The sequence below is a fragment of the Bradyrhizobium sp. SZCCHNRI1009 genome, from assembly GCF_032487575.1.
Lineage (GTDB): Bacteria > Pseudomonadota > Alphaproteobacteria > Rhizobiales > Xanthobacteraceae > Bradyrhizobium.
This window is the reverse complement of the sequence record NZ_JAUEUL010000038.1, coordinates 1-22,903: the sequence shown is the minus strand read 5'-3', so window position 1 is coordinate 22,903 and position 22,903 is coordinate 1. Positions and strand designations below refer to the sequence as shown.

The 22,903-nt window shown below is 67.4% G+C and carries 21 protein-coding genes and 1 riboswitch; of the genes, 7 read left to right on the top strand and 14 right to left on the bottom strand.

The window, feature by feature from the left end:
* Nucleotides 1–39: 39 nt before the first annotated feature.
* Together QX010_RS32005 and QX010_RS32000 are read right to left on the bottom strand one after the other, a co-directional pair.
* Complete coding sequence (locus QX010_RS32005) at nucleotides 40–2,115, bottom strand: TonB-dependent receptor plug domain-containing protein (protein WP_316183561.1); 2,076 nt, start codon at nucleotides 2,113–2,115, stop codon at nucleotides 40–42.
* Nucleotides 2,116–2,210: 95 nt separating this feature from the next.
* A riboswitch (cobalamin riboswitch) is annotated at nucleotides 2,211–2,429 on the bottom strand.
* Nucleotides 2,430–2,635: 206 nt separating this feature from the next.
* Nucleotides 2,636–3,748, bottom strand: a complete 1,113-nt coding sequence (locus QX010_RS32000; protein WP_316183560.1) for a DUF2336 domain-containing protein — start codon at nucleotides 3,746–3,748, stop codon at nucleotides 2,636–2,638.
* A gap of 542 nt (nucleotides 3,749–4,290) precedes the next feature.
* On the opposite strand from QX010_RS32000, the gene QX010_RS31995 reads away from it, so the two are divergent.
* Both QX010_RS31995 and QX010_RS31990 read left to right on the top strand, forming a co-directional pair.
* Nucleotides 4,291–5,148 (top strand): SDR family oxidoreductase, encoded by an 858-nt coding sequence (locus QX010_RS31995; RefSeq protein ID WP_316183559.1) that lies wholly within the window; start codon nucleotides 4,291–4,293, stop codon nucleotides 5,146–5,148.
* Entirely contained in the window at nucleotides 5,148–5,441 is a 294-nt protein-coding gene (locus QX010_RS31990) for a hypothetical protein (protein WP_315805576.1), read from the top strand. The genes QX010_RS31995 and QX010_RS31990 overlap by 1 nt, the downstream gene beginning before the upstream one ends.
* Before the next feature lie 31 nt (nucleotides 5,442–5,472).
* Here QX010_RS31990 and QX010_RS31985 read toward each other — a convergent pair whose 3' ends face one another.
* Both QX010_RS31985 and QX010_RS31980 read right to left on the bottom strand, forming a co-directional pair.
* Entirely contained in the window at nucleotides 5,473–6,114 is a 642-nt protein-coding gene (locus QX010_RS31985) for a response regulator transcription factor (RefSeq protein WP_316183558.1), read from the bottom strand.
* Nucleotides 6,111–7,526 (bottom strand): sensor histidine kinase, encoded by a 1,416-nt coding sequence (locus QX010_RS31980; protein WP_316183576.1) that lies wholly within the window; start codon nucleotides 7,524–7,526, stop codon nucleotides 6,111–6,113. The genes QX010_RS31985 and QX010_RS31980 overlap by 4 nt, the downstream gene beginning before the upstream one ends.
* Before the next feature lie 189 nt (nucleotides 7,527–7,715).
* On the opposite strand from QX010_RS31980, the gene QX010_RS31975 reads away from it, so the two are divergent.
* Together QX010_RS31975 and QX010_RS31970 are read left to right on the top strand one after the other, a co-directional pair.
* The gene (locus tag QX010_RS31975) at nucleotides 7,716–8,648 is read left to right on the top strand and encodes a DUF2380 domain-containing protein (protein ID WP_316183557.1); all 933 of its coding nucleotides are present in this window, start codon (nucleotides 7,716–7,718) and stop codon (nucleotides 8,646–8,648) included.
* A 199-nt stretch (nucleotides 8,649–8,847) separates the two neighbouring features.
* Nucleotides 8,848–10,557: a sulfatase-like hydrolase/transferase gene (locus tag QX010_RS31970; protein WP_316183556.1), complete on the top strand. Its 1,710-nt coding sequence runs from the start codon at nucleotides 8,848–8,850 to the stop codon at nucleotides 10,555–10,557.
* A gap of 46 nt (nucleotides 10,558–10,603) precedes the next feature.
* On the opposite strand, the gene QX010_RS31965 is transcribed toward QX010_RS31970, so the two are convergent.
* The 4 genes from QX010_RS31965 to QX010_RS31950 all read right to left on the bottom strand — a co-directional run bounded on the left by QX010_RS31965 (nucleotide 10,604) and on the right by QX010_RS31950 (nucleotide 15,028).
* Nucleotides 10,604–11,821, bottom strand: coding sequence for an ABC transporter substrate-binding protein (locus QX010_RS31965; RefSeq protein WP_315805580.1), 1,218 nt, complete (start codon nucleotides 11,819–11,821; stop codon nucleotides 10,604–10,606).
* Nucleotides 11,822–11,853: 32 nt separating this feature from the next.
* Nucleotides 11,854–12,840 (bottom strand): tripartite tricarboxylate transporter substrate binding protein, encoded by a 987-nt coding sequence (locus QX010_RS31960; RefSeq protein ID WP_315805581.1) that lies wholly within the window; start codon nucleotides 12,838–12,840, stop codon nucleotides 11,854–11,856.
* 86 nt (nucleotides 12,841–12,926) lie between these two features.
* On the bottom strand, nucleotides 12,927–14,123 hold the full coding sequence (locus tag QX010_RS31955; RefSeq protein ID WP_316183555.1) for a CoA transferase: 1,197 nt from the start codon (nucleotides 14,121–14,123) through the stop codon (nucleotides 12,927–12,929).
* Between the two features lie 17 nt (nucleotides 14,124–14,140).
* A complete protein-coding gene (locus QX010_RS31950) occupies nucleotides 14,141–15,028 on the bottom strand; it encodes an IclR family transcriptional regulator (RefSeq protein ID WP_316183554.1) in 888 nt (295 codons plus the stop codon).
* A 186-nt stretch (nucleotides 15,029–15,214) separates the two neighbouring features.
* Here QX010_RS31950 and QX010_RS31945 point away from each other — a divergent pair, with 186 nt between their 5' ends.
* Nucleotides 15,215–15,610 carry a rhodanese-like domain-containing protein gene (locus QX010_RS31945; RefSeq protein WP_316183553.1) on the top strand — a complete coding sequence of 132 codons (396 nt, stop codon included), beginning with the start codon at nucleotides 15,215–15,217 and terminating at the stop codon, nucleotides 15,608–15,610.
* Nucleotides 15,611–15,612: 2 nt separating this feature from the next.
* On the opposite strand, the gene QX010_RS31940 is transcribed toward QX010_RS31945, so the two are convergent.
* The 6 genes from QX010_RS31940 to QX010_RS31915 all read right to left on the bottom strand — a co-directional run bounded on the left by QX010_RS31940 (nucleotide 15,613) and on the right by QX010_RS31915 (nucleotide 20,802).
* Nucleotides 15,613–16,842, bottom strand: a complete 1,230-nt coding sequence (locus QX010_RS31940; protein ID WP_316183552.1) for an MFS transporter — start codon at nucleotides 16,840–16,842, stop codon at nucleotides 15,613–15,615.
* A complete protein-coding gene (locus tag QX010_RS31935) occupies nucleotides 16,839–17,168 on the bottom strand; it encodes a hypothetical protein (protein WP_315805586.1) in 330 nt (109 codons plus the stop codon). Before QX010_RS31935 ends, QX010_RS31940 begins: the two co-directional genes overlap by 4 nt.
* 1 nt (nucleotide 17,169) lies before the next feature.
* Nucleotides 17,170–17,736, bottom strand: coding sequence for an isochorismatase family protein (locus tag QX010_RS31930; protein WP_316183551.1), 567 nt, complete (start codon nucleotides 17,734–17,736; stop codon nucleotides 17,170–17,172).
* Between the two features lie 50 nt (nucleotides 17,737–17,786).
* Complete coding sequence (locus QX010_RS31925; protein ID WP_316183550.1) at nucleotides 17,787–18,242, bottom strand: MarR family winged helix-turn-helix transcriptional regulator; 456 nt, start codon at nucleotides 18,240–18,242, stop codon at nucleotides 17,787–17,789.
* A gap of 212 nt (nucleotides 18,243–18,454) precedes the next feature.
* A complete protein-coding gene (locus QX010_RS31920) occupies nucleotides 18,455–20,011 on the bottom strand; it encodes an ABC transporter permease/substrate-binding protein (RefSeq protein WP_316183549.1) in 1,557 nt (518 codons plus the stop codon).
* Nucleotides 20,008–20,802 carry an ATP-binding cassette domain-containing protein gene (locus QX010_RS31915; RefSeq protein ID WP_316183548.1) on the bottom strand — a complete coding sequence of 265 codons (795 nt, stop codon included), beginning with the start codon at nucleotides 20,800–20,802 and terminating at the stop codon, nucleotides 20,008–20,010. The genes QX010_RS31920 and QX010_RS31915 overlap by 4 nt, the downstream gene beginning before the upstream one ends.
* A gap of 154 nt (nucleotides 20,803–20,956) precedes the next feature.
* On the opposite strand from QX010_RS31915, the gene QX010_RS31910 reads away from it, so the two are divergent.
* Both QX010_RS31910 and QX010_RS31905 read left to right on the top strand, forming a co-directional pair.
* Nucleotides 20,957–21,763: an ABC transporter ATP-binding protein gene (locus QX010_RS31910; protein WP_316183575.1), complete on the top strand. Its 807-nt coding sequence runs from the start codon at nucleotides 20,957–20,959 to the stop codon at nucleotides 21,761–21,763.
* 215 nt (nucleotides 21,764–21,978) lie between these two features.
* Nucleotides 21,979–22,764: an ABC transporter permease gene (locus tag QX010_RS31905; protein WP_316183547.1), complete on the top strand. Its 786-nt coding sequence runs from the start codon at nucleotides 21,979–21,981 to the stop codon at nucleotides 22,762–22,764.
* Nucleotides 22,765–22,903: the final 139 nt, after the last annotated feature.

Genomic DNA, 22,903 nt, shown 5'->3' with positions numbered 1-22,903 from the left:
GGCAGCTTCTGTCAGCCGCCGGCATCGTGGTCGGCGCCGTCACTGCACGCCCGATGTCGCCACCCGGAGGCCGCCGAACACGCCGAAGCCCGGCGCGAGGAATCCGGTCGGGTTCTGGTAGTGACGGTTGAACAGGTTATCGATCTGGCCGAACAGCTTGACCTGGTTGGACAGCGCGTAGTCGCTGCGCAGGTTGACGACCGTATAGCCGGGCGCGACCAGGCCGGTGGTCATGCCGTCGCGGCTGACATCGAGCCAGTCGCTGATCCTCAGCACGGTGGCCGACAGGCGCAGCGCATCGATCGGCTGCCAGGTCGCGGTGGCGCTCCATTTTTCCTTCGGCCGCCGCAATAGCTGCTGGCCGGTGGCCGCATCGACCGCGCGGGTGAAGGTGTAGTCTGCACGCAGCGAGATCCGGTCGGTGAGATCAGCCGTCACGAAGCTCTCGGTGCCTTCGGTGGTCGCGAGGCCGACATTGGCGTAGGAGGTGAAGGTCGCGTTGAAATTGATCAGGTTGGTGATGCTGTTGTGGAAGTAGGTCGCGCCGAAGCGGATGCGATCCGAAAACAGCGGCTGTTCGAAGCCGGCGTCGTAGCCGGTGCTCTGCTCCGGCTTCAGGTTGGGATTGGCGAAGAAGTTGAAGGCCGGAAAATCCTGGTGCAGCTGGCTCAAGGTCGGCGCCTTGAAGCCGGTGCCGTAGCTCGCCTTCAGCTTGGTCCCGGTGACCGGCAGGATCACCGCCGGCGCGATCCGGAAGGTGCCATGGCCGCCGAATTGCTCGTTGACGTCGTTGCGCAGGCTCGCCACCACGAACCAGCGTTTGGCGAACTCCGTCTGCAACTCGATGAAGCCGGCCTTGTTGCCGTTCTCGGCGGAAAGATCAGTTGTTTTCAGCCGCTCGGTCTGCTGCTCCAGCCCGACGACGAGATTGTTGTGCGGCGCCAGTTCGGTCACCGCGTGCCAGTCATATTTGATGCGTTCCCCCGTGGCGACCGCGGCCACGGGATTGCCGGCCGTCAGATCGGACGACCAGTTGTTCACGTAGTTGACGCCGAAATAGTTCCTGATGCGGCCGCCGAGCAGCGACCACACGGCTTCCTCGCGCGTCGCCAGCTGGTGGACCGTGTGGTTGCTCCTGATAGCATCGGGAGCGCTCGGAAAGCCGCTGTCGCCGGTGAACAGCAGCGTGGCGTCGGTGTATCGAATCACCGAGTTCAACGTCCAGGCCTCGTTGAGATCGACGCCGAGCTTGGACGAGGCGGTCACGTTGTCGTAGGCGTTGCCGATCGCCTTCTGCCCGGCCGGGAGCAGCTGCCACGGCGTCACCGGCACGTCGCCGGCGTGCAGATGCGCGACATTGACCGCGTAGTTGACATTGTTTTGTGAGCCGCTGACGCCGGCCGACTGGTTGAAGGTCTTGAACGACCCGCTCTCGACCGAGGCGGTCGCCCGCGCCGGGCCGTCGCCCTTGCGCGTGATCACCGAGATCACGCCGCCGATCGCATCGGAGCCGTACAGCCCGCTCTGCGGCCCGCGCAGCACCTCGAGCTGCTGGATGTCGGCGGCGAGCAGATGCGCGAAATCGAACGCACCGTTGCTGTTGGTGACGTCGCCGACGTCGATGCCGTCGATGATGAGCTTGGTGTGGTTGGCATTGGTGCCGCGCATGAAGACGTTGGTCTGGCCGCCCGGGCCGCCGGCCTGCACGACGTTCAATCCGGGGACGGTGCTCAGGATGTCCGGCACCGTGCGGGCCTGCTGCGCGGCGATGTCCTTGTCGGTCACCACCGTGATCGCATTCGCGACGTTGGCGACCGGCGTCACGATGCCGGCCGGGCTGACCGCGACGGGCGGGCTGGCCGGCGATTCCGGCTTTGCCGCCGGCATCTGTTGATGCGCGGCGTTGCCGGCTCTGCGGGGGATGGCCGGTTTCGGAGCGATCGGCCGGTGCGGCGGGTCGACCTCGACCGGCGGCAGCAGATCGGGCGAGGCGGATTGCTGCGCCGTTGCGGGGGAGGGACCGAGCAGCGCGAACGACGAGAGGAGGCAGAACGACGACAGAAGGGCGCGACGGCGCCTGGCATGGGGAACGGGAGACACGAGTGACCTCGGCATGACGTCAGTGGCACGTCACCGCGAACGAGGTCTCATGCACGCCTTTGCAGGCCTGCCTGAAAACGATGCCAATAACGCCCCGACCGGCATCCTCGCGTGTGACCACGGCTGACGGCAGGTCTCCTGGCTCGCGGGTCGTCACCTCCACGTCGCCTTCCCGGGACCGAGATTTCCCAGTGGCCTCTGACGCGAGATTCGCCGCTTACAGTTGCGGGGGCAGCTGCGGCCTTCGGTCACGTCCCTTGCGAGACGTCTCCGGCACCGCATTCCCTATTGAGCCCCGGTCGAGGGGCACCGTCGCCGTCACCGTAGGAGTGCGGGCGCACCAAAGTCAATCCGGCGCCCGGTGATCTCCTGGCGATAACGCGCTGGAGTGGATTGCGTGTGGCGAACTCTCTCGGCCGCCGCGTTCGGCGTGAGATACCCGGCGCCCGCGACGCCCCACAGCTGTCGTTCGCAGGGACGACAGCGGGATGTGAGGCGCGAATCAATTCCGGCGCGAATCGCTTGCGAGCGCCGCTTACTTCTCGACCTTGTTGTGCACCATCCAGAACCGCAGGGTGCGCTGGGCGGTGTCGAGGGACAGGCGGGAATAGTCGCGTTCCGCGAGCTTCAGCGTGTCGCTGTCGATGGCGTGCTTGATCGGCCGGTGGGTCAGGATCTTCGCCACCACCGACCAGGCCAGCCCGGCGGCACGGCAGGGGATCAGCACGATGTCGGTGCGCGGGCCCTCCAGCACCTTGGCCATCATCTCGGTCGGGACGTTGTTGAGCAGGCCGAGTGCGGCGGACACCTCGCCGAAGCGGCGGGTCTCGGCGAAGAAGGCGATGGCGGCATCGTTGAGCTCGTTCAGCCCCTTCATGCGCTTGACGGCCTCTTCGGCCAGCGTGAAGTCGCGCCCGATCAGGCCGCCGTCGCTGCGCGCAACGTCGGCGATTGCCTTGAGGATTTTCTTGATCTCCTGCTGCAACGCCGGCGGCGCCGAGGCCATCAACTTGGCGCGCACGGCTTCGGTTGCGCGGCGCAGGAGGTCGCGCAGATGCTTGGTGGGCAGGTCGATGCGCAGCCCGATGATCTCGGACAATTCGTCGTCGTCCTCGGCATGCGCCATCATCCCGGAATAGCCGGTCTCGGAGAAGCGCGCGGTCTGGTTGTTGGCAAGCTTGCGGATGACCCGGCGCTCGCCGCGGTCGACGATGATGTCGGTCACCGCCTCGGTCAGATGCGGGCGGCTGGAGATCGCCATCAGGTGATCCTGGCCCTTGGTCGCCGCGACCTCCACCAGCGTATGCTCGGTGAGCCGGCTCGAGTGCATCAGCACGTTCTCGGCCACCGAGATTTCATCGTCGCGGGCGAGCTGCTGGATCAATTCGACGGGCGCATAGTCGACCGGCGCGAGATGCTTGCTGAGCTCGGCCCGCGCGCGGGTCTCGACCCGCGAGACCAGCATGCACAGCACGTTGTCGAACACCTTGATCTGGTCCTCGCTGAGGCGTTCGCCGTCATGCAGGAACAGGTTGGTGACCTGGCGCAGCGTGTTGACGCGCTTCGCCGAGGAGCCGCTGCGGACGGCCTCTTCGAGTTCGGTGATGATGGAGTTTTCTGAAAGCGGAAGCTGTTCTGGCTGTGACACGATCGCGCTCGTTGGTCCGGATTGCCGGAGCGACAGCAACGCGTGTGGGATCCGCTGCAAGGCTTTCGGCCGGGGCAGTTTTCGGCACGGGCGATAACAATGCGTTAGGGGCGGAGGGCGTAGTACTCCGGGGAAACACGGATACGGAAAATTAAGACGATACGCATAGAGGGGAAGACGGGTCGGAGCCCGGCGTTTCGGAGATTCGCCGGACAATCGATGGAATGAGGTGCGATCACCTCCTTGTAGACCCGGCGAAGACAGGCGAGCGAGGCGGAAAGGTTAACGATCTCATAAGGTCACAAACCTTCCTTCATCCAGTTTGGTCGCTGCCCTCGATCTCACGTCAGCTCTCATCCTCCCAAGCATTGAAACTTAAATCCGATTCTTGCCGCGGCCGTTTTGCCGACGCGCCGTGCGTTGCGTGCCGTATTCTGTTGTTCCGGGGCAGGCTCGGCGGGTGATGACCTCACGCGAAAAATCAGCGCCAGCATCTTGCCGCATCCCGTGCGATAATCGCCGCGCAAATCGTTGAGGTCCCCATGAAATCCGTCGTCATCACCGGCGCATCCACCGGCATCGGGTTCGCCTGTTCGAAGCACCTGCTCGCGCGCGGCTTTCGCGTGTTCGGCAGCGTTCGCAAGCAGGCCGATGCAGACCGTCTGCGCAGCGAGCTCGGCGCCAACTTCACGCCGCTGCTGTTCGACGTGACCGACGAGGCGGCGGTGAAGGCGGCCGCGCAGGAGGTGCGGGCGGCTCTCGCCGGCGAGGCGCTCGCCGGCCTGGTCAACAATGCCGGCATCGCCGTCGCGGGGCCGGTGACGGAGCTGCCGATCGCGCAGTTCCGGCATCAGATGGAGGTCAACGTCATCGGCCCGGTGATCGCGACCCAGGCGTTCGCGCCGCTGCTCGGAGCGGATCCCGCCATAAAAGGGGAGCGGGGCCGGATCGTGATGGTCAGCTCGGTGGCCGGGCGCAACGGCAACCCGCTGTTGGCGCCGTATTCGACCTCGAAGCACGCGATCGAAGGGCTGTCCGAGAGCCTGCGCCGTGAGCTGATGCTGTTCGGCATCGACGTGATCGTCATCGCGCCGGGCGCGGTGAAGACGCCGATCTGGGCCAAGGCCGACGAGGTCGACCTGTCGCCGTATCAGGCCTCGCCGTTCTTCCCGGCGTTGCAGAAGATCCGCGCCTTCATGCTGAATCTCGGCAAGTCCGGGCTGCCGGCCGAGACCATCGCCGCGCGGGTCGCCGACGCCTTGACCTTGCCGGCGCCCAAGGTGCGCTACGAGATCGCGCCCGATGCCATGAGGCAATGGATCGTGCGGGTGCTTCCGAAACGGACCGTCGATCGCATCATCGCCAAGCGGCTCGGCCTGATGCCCGCGACCAGGCCCTGATGCCGGCGATGACGACCATCGGCAAGACCCAGGCGGAGCTGACCCGCCTGGTCGAGGAGGACCTTCGCGCGCAGCCGGGCTGCGAGACCGCGCGCGTGCCGGCGGTTCATGCGCTCGACGTGCGCAGCGGCCGCAACTGGGAGATCCCGCACGTCGTTCTCGGCGACAGCCTGATCAGCGACGTCGACCGCGCCGTGATGAGCGTGCAGCGCCGGCTCGGGCGCGCGTTTCACCTGATCGACGATCCGGTCACGGCGTCGGACGCGGCAGCAACGCCGCAGGGCGACTCCTGAGCTTTCTCGCGGGGATGTAAGCCCCGCCGGCTCAGCTCAGCAGGCCCTGCCGCAGCGCCAGCCGCACCAGCTCGATGTCGGTGGCGACGCCGAGCTTGTCCTTGATCAGCGAGTGCAGGTTGGCAACCGTCTTCGGGCTGAGATGCAGTGCCGACGCGATCTCGTCGGTGGTCCGTTCGGCCAGCAGCATCTGCATCACCTCGAACTCGCGCGCGGACAGGATTTCGGCGGCGGCCCGCTCGCCGGAGAGGCGGCTGAGCGCGAGCTCGTGATCGATGTCGGGGCTGATCGCGATGCGGCCTGCCAGCACGTCCATGACGGCGCGCACGAGAGCCTCCGGCGGGCTGCTCTTGGTGACATAGCCGCGGGCGCCGGCGCGGATCGCCTGCACCGCGAAGCCGGCATTCTCATGCATGGTGAACACGAGGATGCGCGCGCCGCGATCCCATTGCCGGATGCGGCGGATGCCCTCGATGCCGCCGACGCCCGGCATCGTCAGGTCCATGATGACGAGATCGGGCCTGACCTCCTTGAACAGCCGGTAGGCTTCGGCGCCATCGGCGGCTTCGGCGACCACGCGCAGCCCCGGCTGCTTCTGCAGCATCGACCTGTAGCCCTCGCGGACCACGGCATGGTCGTCGACCAGCAGGATGGTGCCGGCGGGCGTCGTCATGCCGCGTAGGCCGTTTCCGGCTGCGCAGGCGAGAGGCCGGGCAGGGCCGGGAGCGGAATCTCGACGCGGAGGCGCGCGCCGCCGGACGTGGCCGCAAAACTCATCTGGCCCCCCATGGAGGCGACGCGCTCGCGCATGCCGAGCAGGCCCATGCCCGGCTTGTCGGGCGCATCGCCGGCAGGACCGTCATCTTCGACGGTGAGCACGGTCGTGCTCTCGGGCGCCGACTGGGCCGGCCCGTCCTGAAGCGTCAACTGCAATCGCACGCGCGTCGCGCCGGCGTGCTTGACGGCGTTGGTGAGCGCCTCCTGCGCGATGCGGTAGACGTTGCTGGCGACGATGCCGGGCAGCCGGTCGACGTCGCCCGACAGGCTGATCTCGAACACGGTGCGGCCGTGCTGCCGCCGGTTCCAGCCGGCCACGAGGCCTTCGAGGCTGCCGGCGAGGCCGAGCTCGTCGACATCAGGCGGACGCAGCCGCATCAGCGCGCCGCGCAACTGCTCCATCATGTCGCTCGCGGTGCGCGCGATGCCGTCGCATTCGCCGACCAGAGCGGGGCAATCCTGCGCCGCGCTGTGACGGATCGACGCTGCGAGCGCCCGGATCGCCGCCAGCGACTGGCCGAATTCGTCATGCAGCTCGCGGGCGAGGTGGCGGCGTTCGTCGTCTTCCAGGGCAATCAGGCGCCGGGTCAATTCGCCGCGCTGCGCCAGCGCCGTCTCCAGCCCCTCGGCGAGCTGATTGAAGGCATCGCGGATCGCCGAGAGCTCGGCGAGGTCGAACGGTGGCAGCCGCGCCGACAGATCGTTGGCGGCGATCCGCTCCAGCCCGGCGCGGATCAGCCGGGTCGGGCGCAGCGCGCGGGCCAATGCGGCGTAGGCCAGCACGCACAGCAGCAGCAGCGCCGTCCCCAGTACCGGCAGCAGCCGGCCGAGCTCGCGCCAGGCGTCCGCGGTCATGACGCCGGCATCGATCCAGACGACCGCATCGCCGGTCCTCTCGCCGCGAAACCTGACCGGCCGTGCCGCTTCCCGGCCCGGCTCGAACAGCCGCCGATACGGCATCGCGAAGGCGCGGGGCGGATCGTCCGCCTGCGCGTCCGCGCCGCCGCAGATCCGCTGCACGATCACGCCGTCGACGCCGCGATAGGCGATGCACAGCCCCGGTCCCATCGCCGCGGCCGCGACCGCGTCGAGGTCGGGAAAGCCGGCCGGCGGGCTGTTGACCCAATGCATCTTGCTCTGCTGCAGTTGCAGCGTCCGGGCCGTGATCTCGGCGATCCGCGCGTTGCGCGCATGCACCGAGCGGTCGGTGTCGAACAGCACATAGGCGCAGATCGCCGCGAAGCAGAGCGCCGAGACCGCCGCGATGCGCAGCGTCAGGCGGCATTTGAGGTCGTAGCGGCTCCACATCTTCGGCGCGTCCATGGCAGCCCAGCCCGCCGGCATTTAACGGCAGAACCGCCCGGGCCAAAAGCGCCGCGGCCCGGTGGACGGTGCCGTCGTGAAATTTTCCCGTGCCTCGCCGGGATCCTCGCCGCTGCGGCCATGCCGCGCCGGCATCTAGCTTCGGAGCGCCAGACATCGTTGCAGGGGAATCTCATGTCGAACCGCCGCCTCGTCCGTTGCCTCGTTTTCGCGCTTGCTCTCGCGGCCGGCCCGGTCCGCGCCGCCTCTGGTGATGTCCCGGCCGTGCTGGTCGATGATTTCAGCTATCTCGACACGTCCGGCGAGCCGGTCGATCAGACCGCAGCGCATCAGCGGCGGCTGGATGCGTTCATCGCCGCGCTCCGCCGCGATGTCGCCGCGGATGCGCGGCTGCGTCCGGTCAGCCCGTCCTGCGCTCCGTCCTGTCCGACCGATGCGTCGCCGGAGGCACGGTTGCAGATGGCGGCCGCGGCCGGCGCCACCGTCGTGGTCACCGGTGGTGTCCAGAAGCTCTCGACCCTGGTGCAGTGGGCGCGGGCGTCGGCCATCGACGTCACCTCCCATCGGGTGCTGTTCGACAAGGTCTTCACGTTCCGTGGTGACTCGGACGAGGCCTGGCAGCGCGCCGAGATGTTCGTCTCGCGCCAGGTTCGCGACGCGCTGGCGCCGCCGGAGCCGATCCGGCTGGCACTCTTGCCATTCGAGCTCGACGACACCAGCGCAGGCGCTGCGCTCGGCGCGACGGAGTCCGACCAGAAGGGGCTGCAGGAGGCGACCGACGCGGTGCGGCAGCTGCTGGCGCAGTCCGGGCGTTATCGCCTCGTGGACGCCGCCGGCGAGATCAAGCCGGGGCAGCCGGTGCGTGAGTGCGACGATTGCGAGGCGCGAGTGGCGCGCGCGGTCGGCGCCCAGCAGTCGCTGCTCGGCATCGTCAGGCGGATCGGCCGCACCGAATACATCATCGGTTTTCGCGTCCGCCAGGCCGACAGTGGCGCACTCGTCGTCGCCGGCGACAGCGGGCTGCGCCTCGGCGCCAATTATTCCTGGAGTCGCGGCGCGGTGCGTCTGGTGCGCGAGCGGCTGCTCGAGACCGGCTCGGAGCGCTGATCGCGGCCCGGCCATCGCTCCGGTCCCGGAGCTGTCGCCGGGAGCTGCGCCGGTCCGCCATGCCGGACGATCGGCGCGCGGCTCCGTGCAAATCCGGGCTGTTGTGATTTGTGACGATTTCATTACGGTCGAATGACAGGATCGGCTTCCTTGATCTGTCGGCATGCGCCGGCGAAGGGCGCCTGCTTTCGACCGGCTGATGTCACTGACCCCGAACGACCAACCGATCACCACGCTCGCCGCGGCGAGCGCAACACGCTCTGCCGCCGTCCGGCTGTCCGCCGTCGCCGCGCCGCATGTGGCGGCGCTCGCTCTGATGCTGCACACCGAGACCGATTTCGGCTCGCGGCTCGGCTTCGTGCTGGCCTGGGGCATCCTGAACGGCTTCTGGCTGGTGCTGCTGCGGCGGCCTGCGGTGTCGGCCGCGCTGGCGCTGACCATGGTCGTGGTGCTGGTGCTGCTGTCGCAGCTCAAGCACGCTGTGGTCCAGATGACCGCGAACTTCGTCGACGTGATGCTGATCGATCACGACAGCGCGGCATTCCTGTTCACGATCTTTCCGAATCTCAAGCTGTCGGTGCTGGTGGCCGTCGCGGTCGTGTTGCCGCTGTTGGGGCTGCTGTGGTGGGCCGACCCGTTCCGGATCGCGCGGCTGCCGGCGCTCGCCGGCAAGCTCGCCTGCCTCGCGGCGCTGACGCTGTATTCGCTCAACTGGCGCGACGAGGCCTGGCGCGGCTACTATGACGACGGCTATCTGTCGAAATTCGCGCGCTCCGGCGTCACGGCGGTGTCGGACTTCCTCGCCAACGGCTTCATGGAATCCGACGCCACGGCTGATCGAAGTCTGGCTGCCTTCGTCCCGGATTCCTGTCATCCGGCCGCGCGCCGGCCGAACATCGTGCTGATCCACGACGAATCCAGTTTCGACATCCGCTCGGCTGAGGGCATCAAGGTGCCCGATGGCTATGGCAGCCACTTCAAGTCGTTCGACGGCAAGGCGCGGCAGTTCATGGCCGAGAGCAATGGCGGCCCGAGCTGGTTCACCGAGTACAACGTGCTCGCCGGCCTGTCGTCGCGCTCGTTCGGCCGTTTCGCCTATTTCGTGACGCGGATTGCGTCCGGCCGGGTCGAGCGCGGCCTGCCGCTGGCGCTGCGCAATTGCGGCTACGACACGGTGTCGCTGTATCCCGCGCAGGGCGCCTTCATGAGCGCGCGCAGCTTTCAGACCACTGTCGGTGTCGATCGTTTCCTCGACGCGCGCGATCTCGGCGCCAAGGGCGTCGAGCCCGACGGCTTCTTCTACGATGCCGCGCTCGATGTGATGCAGCACCGGCCGCGCGGCAAGCCGCTGTTCATGTTCGTCTATCTCGCCGCCAACCATTTCCCGTGGGAGACGACGTTCCGGCCCGATTTGACGCCGTCCTGGCGTGCGCCCGGCAATCTGCCTGCGATCGACGAATATCTGCGCCGGCAGGCGATGAGCGCGGCGGACTATCAGCGCTTCCTCGCCAGCCTGAAGAAGCGGTTCGGCGACCAGCCGTTCCTGATCGTGCGCTATGGCGATCACCAGCCGGAGTTCTCGCCGCACATTCTCGATCCCAAGCTCGACGAGGCCGGCATCGGCGAGAAACTCGAGAGCTACGACCCGCGCTATTACCAGACCTATTACGCGATCAATGCCGTCAATTTCGAGCCGCGCCAGAGCGGCGTCGTGATGGACAGGATCGATGCCGCCTATCTGCCGCTGGTCACGCTCGAAGCCGCCGGCATTCCGCTGGATCCGTCCTTCGCCGAGCAGAAGGACATCATGCTCCGCTGCAAGGGCGTGTTCTACGCCTGCGGCGACGGCGCCGAGGCGCGCCGCTTCAACCGCATGCTGATCGACGCCGAGCTGATCCGGGGGCTGTGACCGGCCGACGCCGAGGGGCGGCCGGTCAGGGGCGCAGCCGCCGCTGCTAGTCCGCGGCCGCGTCGGTGACGATGCCGCCGATGTTCTGCCAGTGCGCGCCGTCGAACTGGATCATCTGCAACTGCTTGTTGACGCGATAGTCGGTCGGCGAGGTCGTGATGCTGATGCCCGGCAGCAGCATGCCGAGCTCGACATGGTCGAGATGGGTGGCCTGCTTCAGCACGTTCTCCCGCGTCAGCTCGTCGCCGCACTGCTTCAGCACCTGGACCAGGAGCTCGGCGGTGATGTAGCCATAGACGTTGAAGTTCGAGCCCTTGTCGCCGTCGGGATAGTATTTCTCCATGAAGGCGAGATAGCGCTGCACGCCGGGGTCGTTCTTGAAGCCCTCCTCGAGCGGGTCCTTGACGTAGCCGACGCTGATCAGGCCCTTGGCATTCTCGAGCCCGGCGGGCTTCAGGGTGGCGCCCAGCGAATTGGCATTGATGTCGACGATGTGGACCGGCTTCCAGCCGAGCTCGGCGACCTTCTTGATGGCCTGCGCCGCCTGCTTCGGCGTGGAGGCGCTGAACAGCAGATCGGCGCCGGCGTCCTTCAGCTTCAGGATGTGCGAATCGATCGTCGGCTCGGTGATCTCGTAGGACGATTCGGCCACGATCATCTTGGCGGCCTTGTCGCCCAGCCCGGCCTTGAGGCCGGCGAGATAGTCGCGGCCGAGATCGTCGTTCTGGTAGAGCACGCCGATCTTGGCGTCGGGATGGGTCTTGAGAATGTACTGGCCGTAGATGCGGCCTTCGACGACGTAGCTCGGGTTGAAGCCCATCGTCCAAGGAAAGTTCTTGGGATCGGTGAAGCGCGAGGCGCCGGTGGCCGCGAACAGTTGCGGCACCTTCTTCGAGTTGAGATATTTCTGCACGGCGACGTTCGGCGCGGTGCCGATGATCTGGAACGTCAGGAGCACCTCGTCGCTCTCGACCAGCTTGCGCACCTGCTCGACCGTCTTCGGCGGCGAGTAGGCGTCGTCATACTGGATCAGGTTGATCTTGCGGCCGTTCACGCCGCCCTGGTCGTTGATCATCTTCATATAGGCGGCCTGCGCCTTGCCGATCGTGGCATAGGCCGAGGCCGGGCCGCTCAGCGGCACGGTCTGGCCGACCTTGATCTCGCTGTCGCTGGCCCCGGTGTCGTATTTCTTCTCGGCCGCCGAAGCCGTCGCGGCGAGCGACAGCAGAGCAAGCGCGGCCAGCGCAGTGGTCCCAATCCTCATCACATCCACTCCCTGATCATTTTTTTTGAAACTCATTCGGCCTTGATGGCGGCGTCGCGGATGACCGCGCTCCATTTTTTGGTTTCGTCGGCGATGAACTGGCCGAACGCCGTGGGGTCGCGCGGCTGCACGTCGAGCCCTTGTGCGAACAGCTTCTGCTTCACCTCGGGAGCGGCGAGATCGGCGATGATCTCGCGCGACAGCCGGTCGACGATGGCTTGCGGCGTCGCGCCCGGCGCCATGAAGCCGTACCAGCCCGACGCGACCACGTTCGGCAGGCCCTGCTCGCGCAGCGTCGGCGCCTGCGGATAGATCGCGCTCGGCTCGGTGGCGGCAACGCCGAGCACGCGAAACTGGCCGGCCTGGATATAGGGCAGCGCCGTGCTGATCGCGGTCAGCGTCGCGTCGACGCGGCCGGCGAGCAGCTCGGTGTAGGCCATCGAGTCACCGCGGAAGGGAATGTTGAGGCCGGTCACCTTGGCGTCGCGGAACAGCAGCTCGGCGGCGAGATGCGGCTGCGAGCCGGCGCCCGGCGAGGCGAAGGTCAGGCCTTCGGGCTTGGACTTGCCGTAGGCGATCAGCTCGGCCAGCGTCTTGTACGGCGCGTTGGCGCTGATCATCAGGAAGATCGGCGCGACGACGGTGCCGGCGACGGGGCGCAGATCCTTGATCGGGTCGTAGGTCAGCTTGCCGAACAGCGCTTCGGCGGTGACGTAGGGCGCAGCGGCGTAGAGCAGGGTGTAGCCGTCGGGTGCGGCGCGGGCGACGACGTCGTTGGCGATGCGGCTGCCGGCGCCCGGCTTGTTCTCGATGATGAACTGCTGACCGAGGTGATGTTCGAACTCCGTCGCCAGAAGGCGCAGTGAGATGTCGCTGGCGCCTCCGGCGCCATAGGGACAGATCAGCCGCACCATGCGGGTCGGCCACTCGCCCTCGGCGCGTGCGGGATGGCTGCGGCCCAGGGCCAGCGCGGCTCCGGCACCGAGCAGGCCACGGCGCGTCATCGTCAACGGTCTCATCGCGCATCTCCCTGTCTGCTGCATCCCTTGTCCGGGCTGCTCCGGCGCGTTCTTCGCTGCGCCTGGTCGTATCTGCTCGCGCCGCGTCAGATCACCTTCCTGCGCGCGAGATCGTCCATCTCCTGGTCTGACAGTCCAAGCCAGCCCTGATAGATCTCCAGGTTGTCCTGGCCGACGTCGCCCGCGGCATGGCGCAGCGCCGCCGGATCGTTGCCAAAGCGCGGTACGACGTTCGACATTGCCACCGAGCCGAAATCGCGGTCGGGCACGCGCGTGATCATCTCGCGCGCGATCGCCTGCGGATCGGCCGCGATCTGGTCGATCGCGTAGATCGGCGCGATCGTTCCCTTGGCCGCGGTGAAGCGCGCGACGACATCATCGAGGTCATGCGCCGCGCACCAGGCGGCAAAGATCGCGTTGAGCTCGGCCGAATGCTTCACCCGCGAGGCATTGTTCGCGAAGCGCGGATCCTCGATCAGATCAGGACGATCGATCGCGCGACAATTGGCGGCGTAGAGCGCGTTGGTCGAGCCGGCGAGCGTCACCCAGCGATCGTCGCGGGTGCGATAGACTGCGGCCGGCGCCGAGTAGCCGTTGGCATTGCCGATCCGGCTGCGGCTGAAGCCGAGCTGGTCGTGCTCGACGGGCAACACGTCGAGCAAGCGGAAGACAGCCTCGGTCAGCGCCAGATCGATCTCCTCGCCCGGCGCCTCGGGATCGCGCGCCCGCTTCCACAACGCCGCGAGCACGCCGAGTGCGCCGAAGGTGCCGCCGATGGCATCGCCGATCGGATAGCCCGGATGGGTCGGCTCGCCCTCGGCCTCGCCGGTGATGTAGGTGAGCCCGCCCATTGCCTCGAAGATGCGGGCAAAGCCCGGACGGTCCTTGTACGGCCCGTCCTGCCCGAACGCGGTGGCGCGCAGGATGACGAGGCGCGGCTGGATCGACCACAGCACCTCTTTCGTCAGCCCCCAGCGATCGAGCGTGCCGGGGCGGAAGTTCTCGATCAACACGTCGAAGCGCGGCAGCAGCCGCTTGAACAGCGCGAGCCCGTCGGGCGTGCGCAGGTCGAGCGTCGCGAAGCTTTTGTTGCGATTGGCGGTCTTCCACCACAGCGGCTTGCCGTCCTTGAACGGCGGAAAGGTGCGGACACCGTCGCCTTGGCCCGGCATCTCGATCTTCAGGACGTCGGCGCCGTAATCGGCGAGCAGCGTGGCCGCGAACGGCGCCGCGATGATCGTGGCGATGTCGAGAACGCGCAAACCCTGGAGTGGCCCGGCCATGTCGTGATGCACCTGTCTCAGCCGGCTTCGGCCGCAAGCGCCGGCTCCGGCGCGCGCCTGATGATCTCGGGCTCGGCTTCGTTGATGAGCGCCCGGATGCTGGCGGCGAGCGCCGTGATGCGCGGGCCGATCTCGGCCTCGAGCTGGCCCGGCTGCAGCCGGAAGGCGGGAATGCCGCAATTGATCGCGAAGGCGCGGCCGGAGCTGGCCGCGTAATGCAGCGGCGCGGCGACGGCGTGAATCGCGGGCATGTATTCGCCGATGCAGGTGCAGAAACCGCGCTCGGCACATTGCGTGATGCCGCCGAAATAGAGCGCGGAAAAATCGCTCCATTGCTCGGCGTCGCCGGCGGCGAGCTGCGCGTCGAAACGCGCGGCCGCGCCGGGCGGAAGGATCGCCGACGCGGCGCGCCCCATCGCGGTCGCGACCACCGAGATCGGCATGCCGATGTCCGGAACATGCGGGCCGACATCGCCGGAGCGCGCGGTCTCGACATAGACCACGGCGCTGCCGTCGAGCAGGCCGATCGACACCGTGCCGCGGACGCTCGCGGCGAGATCCTGCATCAGCGGCCGCGCGATCTGCCGGAACGGCATGTCGGCGAGCAGCGGATGCGCCATCCGCAACGCGCGGATGCCGAGGCGATACTTCGCGAGCGCCTGATCGAACGAGAGGTAACCGAGCTCGGTGAGGGTGTGGGTCAGCCGGGCCACGGTCGGCCGTGGAATCCCGGTCCGGACCGAGATGTCCATGTTGCCGAGCACCGCCGATCCGGTCCCGAACGCCTCCAGCACGAACAGGCCCTTGGCCAGGGTCGTGGCAAAGGCGGCATCGCTGGCGCTGTCCGCGAGCATCGTTTCGACGGCGCGGTCGCGGCTGATCGGGAGGGGGCGGGAAACGGACATGGTTGAAGAATGACCGATGACACCCGTGGAGTCCATATGCTTGTTATTTTCGGCTATGATCGTCCACTATGTGGACAAAGCGGCTGCAGTTTCCTTTGCTGCGCCCCGCGCCTGTCCCCTGATCGAGGGTTGTGAACCGGCCGGCGGACCGCTACCGCTGTCTCGTCAACGTCCGGGAGGAAATCGATGTCGACCTCAGTCAAGCAGATGCTGGAAGCCGCCAACGCCGCGGTGCCGAAAATCGCGCCGGCCGAGGCGCAGGCGATGATCGCCAAGGGCAATACGCTCGTCCTCGACGTGCGCGATGCGCCAGAGGTCGAGAAGAGCGGCAAGATCGAAGGCGCGCATCACGTCTCGCGCGGCATGCTCGAATTCCGCGCCGATCCGGACTCGCCCTATCACGACAAGAATTTCAGCAAGGACAAGAGCGTCATTCTGTATTGCGCCTCCGGCGGCCGCTCGGCGCTGGCAGGGAAGACGCTGAAGGACCTCGGCTACGACAAGGTCTTCAATGTCGGCGCGTTCAAGGATTGGGCCGAGAGCGGCGGCGCGGTCGAGAAGCCGATCGAGCCGGGGATGTGAGATCACGTTCGATGCGGCGTTCGCATCGCTGCGATGGCAACGAGCGCGGCAGCGAGACCTGACGCCGCGCCGACGCCGAGTGCCCAGCGCGGGCCGAGGCTGTCGGCCACCCAGCCCACGATCGGCGCGCCGATCGGCGTGCCGCCGAGTGCGACGCCGACGCGCAGCGCCATCACCCGGCCGCGCATGGAGGGCTCGGTCGCAAGCTGCATCAGGCTGTTGGTGGTGTTGGTGAACATGAGCGCCGCGACGCCGATGACGACGAGCGCGGCGCCGAACAGCCAGATGGTCGGGGCGAGCGCGGCCAGCGTGCAGCCTAGTCCGAACAGGCCGCTGCCTGCGAGCAGCGCGCCAAATCTCGGCCTGCGCCGGCTGGCGTTGAACAGGGCGCCGGCAACCGTGCCGACGGCCATGACCGAGGACAACAGGCCGTAGCCGCGTGCATCGCTGTGAAAGACCTTGATCGCCATTGTCGAGACGAAAATCTGGAAGTTGAGCCCGAAAGTTCCGATCAGGGCGAGCATGATCAAAGTGGCCCGGAGCTCCGGGTGGGACCATGCGTAGTGAAAGCCGGCGGTGACGCTCGCCAGGACGTTTCCCTTGGCGTGCTGCGCCCGCGGGTTCGGACGCAGATCGGCGATGCGGAGCAGGTTCAACGACGCCAGCACGGCCATGAACGACGCGCCGTTGATCAGGAAGGCCCAGCCGGTGCCGAACGCGGCGATCACCATGCCGGCGATTGCCGGGCCGATCATCCGCGCGGCGTTGAACGATGTCGAGTTGAGCGCGATCGCGTTGGGCAAATCGTCGTTCCCGACCAACTCGGCGACGAACGTCTGGCGCACCGGAGCGTCGAAGGCTGCCGCGCAGCCGAACAGGAATGCGAACACGTCGACTTGCCAGAGCTGGACGACGCCGGTCACGGTGAGAAGGCCGAGGATGAGCGCGAACGCTCCCATCGTCGCCTGGGTGGCGATCAAGACCCGTCGCTGATTGAAATGGTCGGCCACGTAGCCGGTCAGAGGTAACAGCAGGAGCTGCGGCCCGTACTGCAGCGCCATCACCGTGCCGACGGCGGACGCGTTATGCGAGGTGAGCTGGATCAGCACCAGCCAAGTCTGGGCGGTGCGTTGCATCCAGGTGCCGATATTGGAGACGAGCGCGCCGGCCGCCCAGACCCGGTAGTTGAACTTGTGCAGCGACCGGAACATGCCCGGCGCCTTGCCCGTCATGATCGCTTCCGCAGATCGCCACCATGGAGCGCGCCGAAGTGTCGCGCGAGCATCAGGCCGATGGCGAGCGAGCCGAGGCCGAGAGCCACGACATCGCTTGTGTTTCTCAGTTCGAAATCGCCGACGCGGCAGACCAGCAGATAGCCGACGGCGACGTTGAACAGGCCCCAGAGCACGTTCACCGTCGACGAGGAGAGGCCGCGTCCCGAAGGTTTCGCGAACGGGCTCTGGAACGGCTGACCCATCAGGCCGGCCACGACATGCGGAACGGCGTTGGCCAGGAAGGCGCCGCCGAAGAAATAGGAAAAGAGATCAAGCCAGGTCATGTCAGGGGGTCCTCGCGTCGAGCAGTCGGATGATGTCCGCAGACGTGCCGGTTTCGCCCAGTCGCGGAAAGACATGGGTGAGGCTGTACTGGTGCGCCTCGGGGCGCGTGTCGGTCATGGCGTCGACGGCGAGCGTGACGTTGAAGCCCTGCTCATACGCTTGCCGCGCCGTGGACTCGACGCCGGTGCCGGTGGCCACGCCGGCAACGACCACCTGCGTCACGTCGCGCGCCTTCAATCGTGTCTCCAGATCGGTGCTGGCGAAGGCGCCCCAGGTCCGCTTGGTCACCACGATGTCGTGCGGTTGCCGGTTCAGCTCGGGGATGAGATCGGCCCAGTCCGCAGGGAACGGCGCGGTGAGACGTGGCGGCCGCTCGGTCCGTCCCGGGGCGGTGCCGGCGACATTGACCAGCACGACCGGAAGCCTGAGCGCGCGGAAACGTTCCGCCAAGGCGGAAGCGCATGCGATGACCTCGCCGATCGGATGCAGCAAGGATGCGCCGACGATGCCTTTCTGCAGATCGACAACGATGAGCGCGGTATGCAGATCGAGCTGCGTGAGCGCCATTGATGATCTCCTCTTGCACGCGGCGCGCGTTTGCGCGCGGCCGTCACGCGTCAGTCGTCGACCAGGCGCCTGAGCAGCACGATGGCTGAAGCGAGTTGCTGCTGCTCCGCTGGCGAGAGCCGCGCCGCGATGGTGCGCGACAGCCAGTCCTGCCGCGCGGCGCGTCCTTCGTCGATCCGGACGCGGCATGCCTCTGTCAGCGAAAGGATGGTCTGCCGGCCGTCCCCCGGGTCCGGCGATCCGCGCACCAGGCCGGCGCTTTCCAGCGCTGCAATGATTGGCCCCATCGATTGCGGCCGCATCCCCTCGATCCGCGCGAGATGCGAGGCCGTCGTGGGCCCGTCTTTTTCGAGGCGAAGCAGCACCGATACCTGAGACGGCGGCAGATCGCCCGCGTCAGCCTGCTCGCGCAGCCGGCGCTTCAGCTTGCCGGCGACCGCCCGCAGCTCGCCAGCCAGGGCATGGGTAGCGGGCGGGGGGACCTTCCGGGGTGACTGTCGGCTCATGCCGCAAGGCTATGGCAGGTCAGTTATGAAGTCAATCTTATAAGTTTAACTGATGATATGCGCGGTCCCCGGGGCGTTGTGGCTCGAACACGTTCGCTCGCTCTGCAAGAGCCCTTATCGGGCTCGCGCGCGCGAGATGATTGCGATTGAATTGGCCGGACAAGCAGTCGTGACGTCGGGAGCGATCAGGCAGAACTCGGAAAGCGGATGATCTACTTCCCGATCTTCGCCCACAGCCAGCGCGCCACCGCCTGCGGCGAGGACTCCGCGTCGCTGCCCGAGGCGCGCAGATTGGCCTGCTGCATCGTCGCGATGTCGATGCGGCCGAGCAGCGGTCGTAACGCATCCTGCAACGCGCGGTCCTGGGCACGCTTCGGCGACAGCAGCAGGATCGCGTCGTAAGGCGGGATCGCCTGCTTGGGATCGTCGAGCACGACGAGATCATATTTCGCGATCAGGCCGTCGCTGGTGTAGCCGGCGATGACGTCGACCTCGCCGGAGGCGGCCGCGGCATACATGAAGTCGGGCTGCATCTGGCGCTGGGCGCGGAAGGCGAGGCCATAGGCGTCGCGCAAGGCCGCCCATTCCGGGCGCGAGAAGAACTCGTAGTCGCCGGCGATCGACATGTCGCTGGTGTGACGCGCGAGGTCGGCGATCGAGCGGATGCCGAGCGCCTCGGCCGTCTTGCGCGGCATCACCAGCGCGTAGGCGTTCTCGAAGCCGAGCTCGCCGAGCAGGCTCACCTTGTCCTTGGCGAGATCCTGCTTCAGCGCACCGAGCAGCGCAGCGCGCGGCAACTGCTCCTTGTGGTGAAACTGGTTGGCCCACAGCGTGCCGGAATAGTCGACATAGGCGTCGATGTCGCCGTTCTTCAGCGCCTCGTAGATCACGCTGGAGCCAAGCCCGGCGCGCGTCGTCGCCGAGAGGCCGGATGCCTGCAGCCGCTCGCTGATCAAGGCCGACAGCACATATTGCTCGGTAAAGGTCTTGGCGCCGATCACGTAGGCTGCCGAGCCGCCGGCCAGCGAGGGCAGGAGACTCGCGCCGACCATGAGCGCGATGGTTGCGGTGCCAAGCCCGACACGGGCACGGCTGCGCCTGCGCAGGCCATCCTCGATCAGCGCCAGCAACTGATCGATGGCAAGCGCCAGCACGGCGGCGGCGACGCAGCCGAACACGACCAGCACCCAGTTCTGGGTCTGCAATCCGGCAAAGATGTAGTTGCCGAGCGAGGTCTGGCCGATCGGCGTCGACAAGGTCGCGGTGCCGATCACCCACACCGCGGCGGTGCGGATGCCGGCCATGATCACCGGCAGCGCCAGCGGCAGCTCCACCATCGTCAGCGCCTGGCGCTCGGTCATGCCGACGCCTTTGGCGGCCTCGATCAGGCTTGCGTCGACGCCGTTCAGCCCGGTGATGGTGTTGCGCAGCACCGGCAGCATCGAATACAGCGCCAGCGCCAGCACCGCGGGCAGGAAGCCGAAGGCCGAGAACGAGAGCCCGAACCAGCGCAAGGTGAGTGCCGTCAGCGCCAGCAGCAGCGGATAGAACAGCGCCAGCAGCGCCAGTCCCGGCACCGTCTGCACCACGCTTGCCGCGCCGAGCAGCAGATTGCGCAGGGCAGGGCGATTGCGCGCGAGCAGCGCCAGTGGAAAGCTCACGGCAAGGCCGAGCGCCAGCGCGGCGAGGCTCACGCGCAGATGGCTGCCGAGATAGTCAGGGAGATGCGACAGCGCCTCGGTGAAGCGTGGATCGGACAGGGCGCTCATGCTGCGCCGCTTTCGGGCAGCAGCGCGGCCAGCCGCGCCGCCTGCCGGCGCGGCGTCGTCATCAGCTCCGTCACGTAGGGTTCGCGGCTGGCCGCGAGCTCGGCCGGCGTGCCGATCTCGATCAGGCGTCCGCCGCGCATCACTGCGATGCGGTCGGCGAGCAGCAGGGCCTCGGTGATGTCGTGCGTGATCATGATCGTGGTCAGCGCGAACTGCTCATGCAGGGCGCGGTAGTCGCTGCCGAGCGCATCACGCGTCAGCGGATCGAGCGCGCCGAACGGCTCGTCCATCAGCACGATCTTCGGCCGCGCCGCGAGCGCGCGGGCGACGCCGACGCGCTGGCGCTGGCCGCCGGAGAGCTCGTGCGGCAGCCGGTCGCGATGGGCCTTGCGGTCGAGCCGCACGAGGTCGAGCAGCTCGCCGACGCGCGTGGCGATCTCGGCCGGCGGGGTCCCCAGCAGCCTGGGGGTGATGCCGATGTTGGCGGCAACCGTCATGTGCGGAAACAGCGCCCCGTTCTGGAACACGGTGCCAATCCGGCGACGCAGGCTGACAGGATCGAGGCCGGCGATATCCTCACCGGCAATCCGGATCGCGCCGCCGTCCAGCTCGATCAGGCGGTTGGTCAGCCGCAGCAGCGTGGTCTTGCCCGAGCCGGAGCCGCCCACGATCGCCAGGAACTCACCCTCGGCGACCTCCATCGATACGCCGTCGACCGCGGTCACGGCGACCGACGGACCAGGAAAGCCCTTGCGGACGTTGGCGTAGACGATGAACGGCGTGCGCGGCATGCGGCCTTGCGGAACGGTTGGCCGAGGTGTTGGCGGAGGTGTTGGCCTTGGGCTCAGTCAGATGACCTAGCACGTCCGGGCCGCGCGTTGAACTTCGCCGCGCAAGCGGCTAAGCCGTCCCGGCCATTCTCCGGGGAGGAACTTGGACGTGACGATGCCCACGGCCGCCGCGGTCGCGCTGGAGCGAACGACGGTGGCATTCCGTCTCGCCGGCGGACGCACCTACACCGCCGTCGAGACGGCGGATCTGGCCGTCGCCGACGGCGAGTTCGTCGCCATCGTCGGGCCGACCGGCTGCGGCAAATCCACCCTTCTCAACGTGGCGGCGGGACTGCTGAAGCCGGCCGCCGGCCAGGTGCGCATCTTCGGCCAGCCGCTGGCCGGCCTCAATCGCGACGCCGGCTATCTGTTCCAGGCCGATGCGTTGTTCCCATGGAAGACCGCGCTGGAGAACGTCGCGATCGGGCTCGAGGTCGCGGGCTCGCCGTCGAAGGATGCGGCCGCCAAGGCGCAGCAATGGCTGACCTCGGTCGGCCTCGGCGCCTTCGGCAACCGCTATCCGCACATGCTGTCTGGCGGCCAGCGCAAGCGCGTCGGGCTCGCCCAGGTGCTGATCCGCAATCCCCGCATCATCCTGATGGACGAGCCGTTCGGGCCGCTCGACGCGCAGACCCGGCAGATCATGGGCAATTTGCTGCTCGATCTCTGGAATGCCGACCGCAAGGCGGTGCTGTTCGTCACTCACGATCTGGAGGAGGCGATCGCGCTCGCCGACCGCGTCGTCATCATGTCGGCGGGACCGGCCTCGCGCATCATCGGCGACTGGCGCGTGACCCTGCCGCGTCCGCGCGACATCTTCGAGGTGCGCATGAAGCACGAGTTCCATGAGCTGCATCGCGAGATCTGGCAGACGCTGAAGACGGAGGTCGAGAAGACCTACAAGCAGGCGGAGGCGGTGTGATGGGGGCGGCAATGAGCTTCGTGGGAGCCCCGCTGTTTCGGCGCGTGCAGTGCGCTCCCTCCCCCCTTGTGGAGGAGGGTCGGGGAGGGGGGTACCCCGGAAAGACTGGTGGTTGGGGGACCCCCCTCCCCAGCCCTCCCCCACAAGGGGGGAGGGAGCGCAGCGGCGCAAGTGGCGTCGGCCGTGGACCCCTCACGCAGCGCGAGGCGGCTTGAATGTCGCGTCTCGGTTTGCTCGCGCTGCAGCTGTTGGTCGCCATCGTCGCGATTGCGCTGTGGCAGTTCTTCGCCACCGTGCCGGTGTTCGGACGCATCTGGCTTCCGCCGTTCTTCTTCTCCAATCCGGTCGACGTATCAGCGCAGGTCGTCAAATGGTTCTCGACCGGTTCGATCTGGAAGCACCTCGCGATCACGCTGTGGGAATCGGTCCTGGCGTTCGCGATCGGCTCGCTCGGCGGCGTCCTGGTCGGCTTCTGGTTCGCGCGCAAGCCGCTGGTGGCCGCCGTGTTCGATCCCTACGTCAAGATGGCCAATGCGCTGCCGCGCGTGGTGCTGGCGCCGATCTTCACGCTGTGGCTGGGCTTGGGGATCTGGTCCAAGGTCGCGCTCGGCGTGACGCTCGTCTTCTTCATCGTGTTCTTCAACGTCTATCAGGGCGTGAAGGAGGTCTCGACCGTGGTGCGCGACAATGCCCGCATGCTCGGCATGAGCGAGCGGCAGTTGATGCGCCACGTCTATTGGCCGTCGGCGCTGTCCTGGATGTTCTCGTCGCTGCACACGTCGGTGGGCTTCGCCGTCGTCGGCGCCGTCGTCGGCGAATATCTCGGCTCGGCCGCCGGCCTCGGCTATCTGATCCAGCAGGCCGAAGGCATCTTCGACGTCGCCGGCGTGTTCGCCGGCATGTTCGTGCTGTCGGCGTTCGTCATCCTGATCGACATCTGCGTCACGCTGGTGGAGCGGCGGCTCCTGGTGTGGCGGCCTGACGCGGCGGATGGACGGTGAGGGGCGCGGTGCTCCCACATCCTCCGCCGTCGTCCCGGCGAACGCCGGGACCCATACCGCGTGATATCGCGGTTGGAAAAGACGGGTCGTCCCGTGTGCCCCAAACCACTCCCTGGGGTTATGGGTCCCGGCGTTCGCC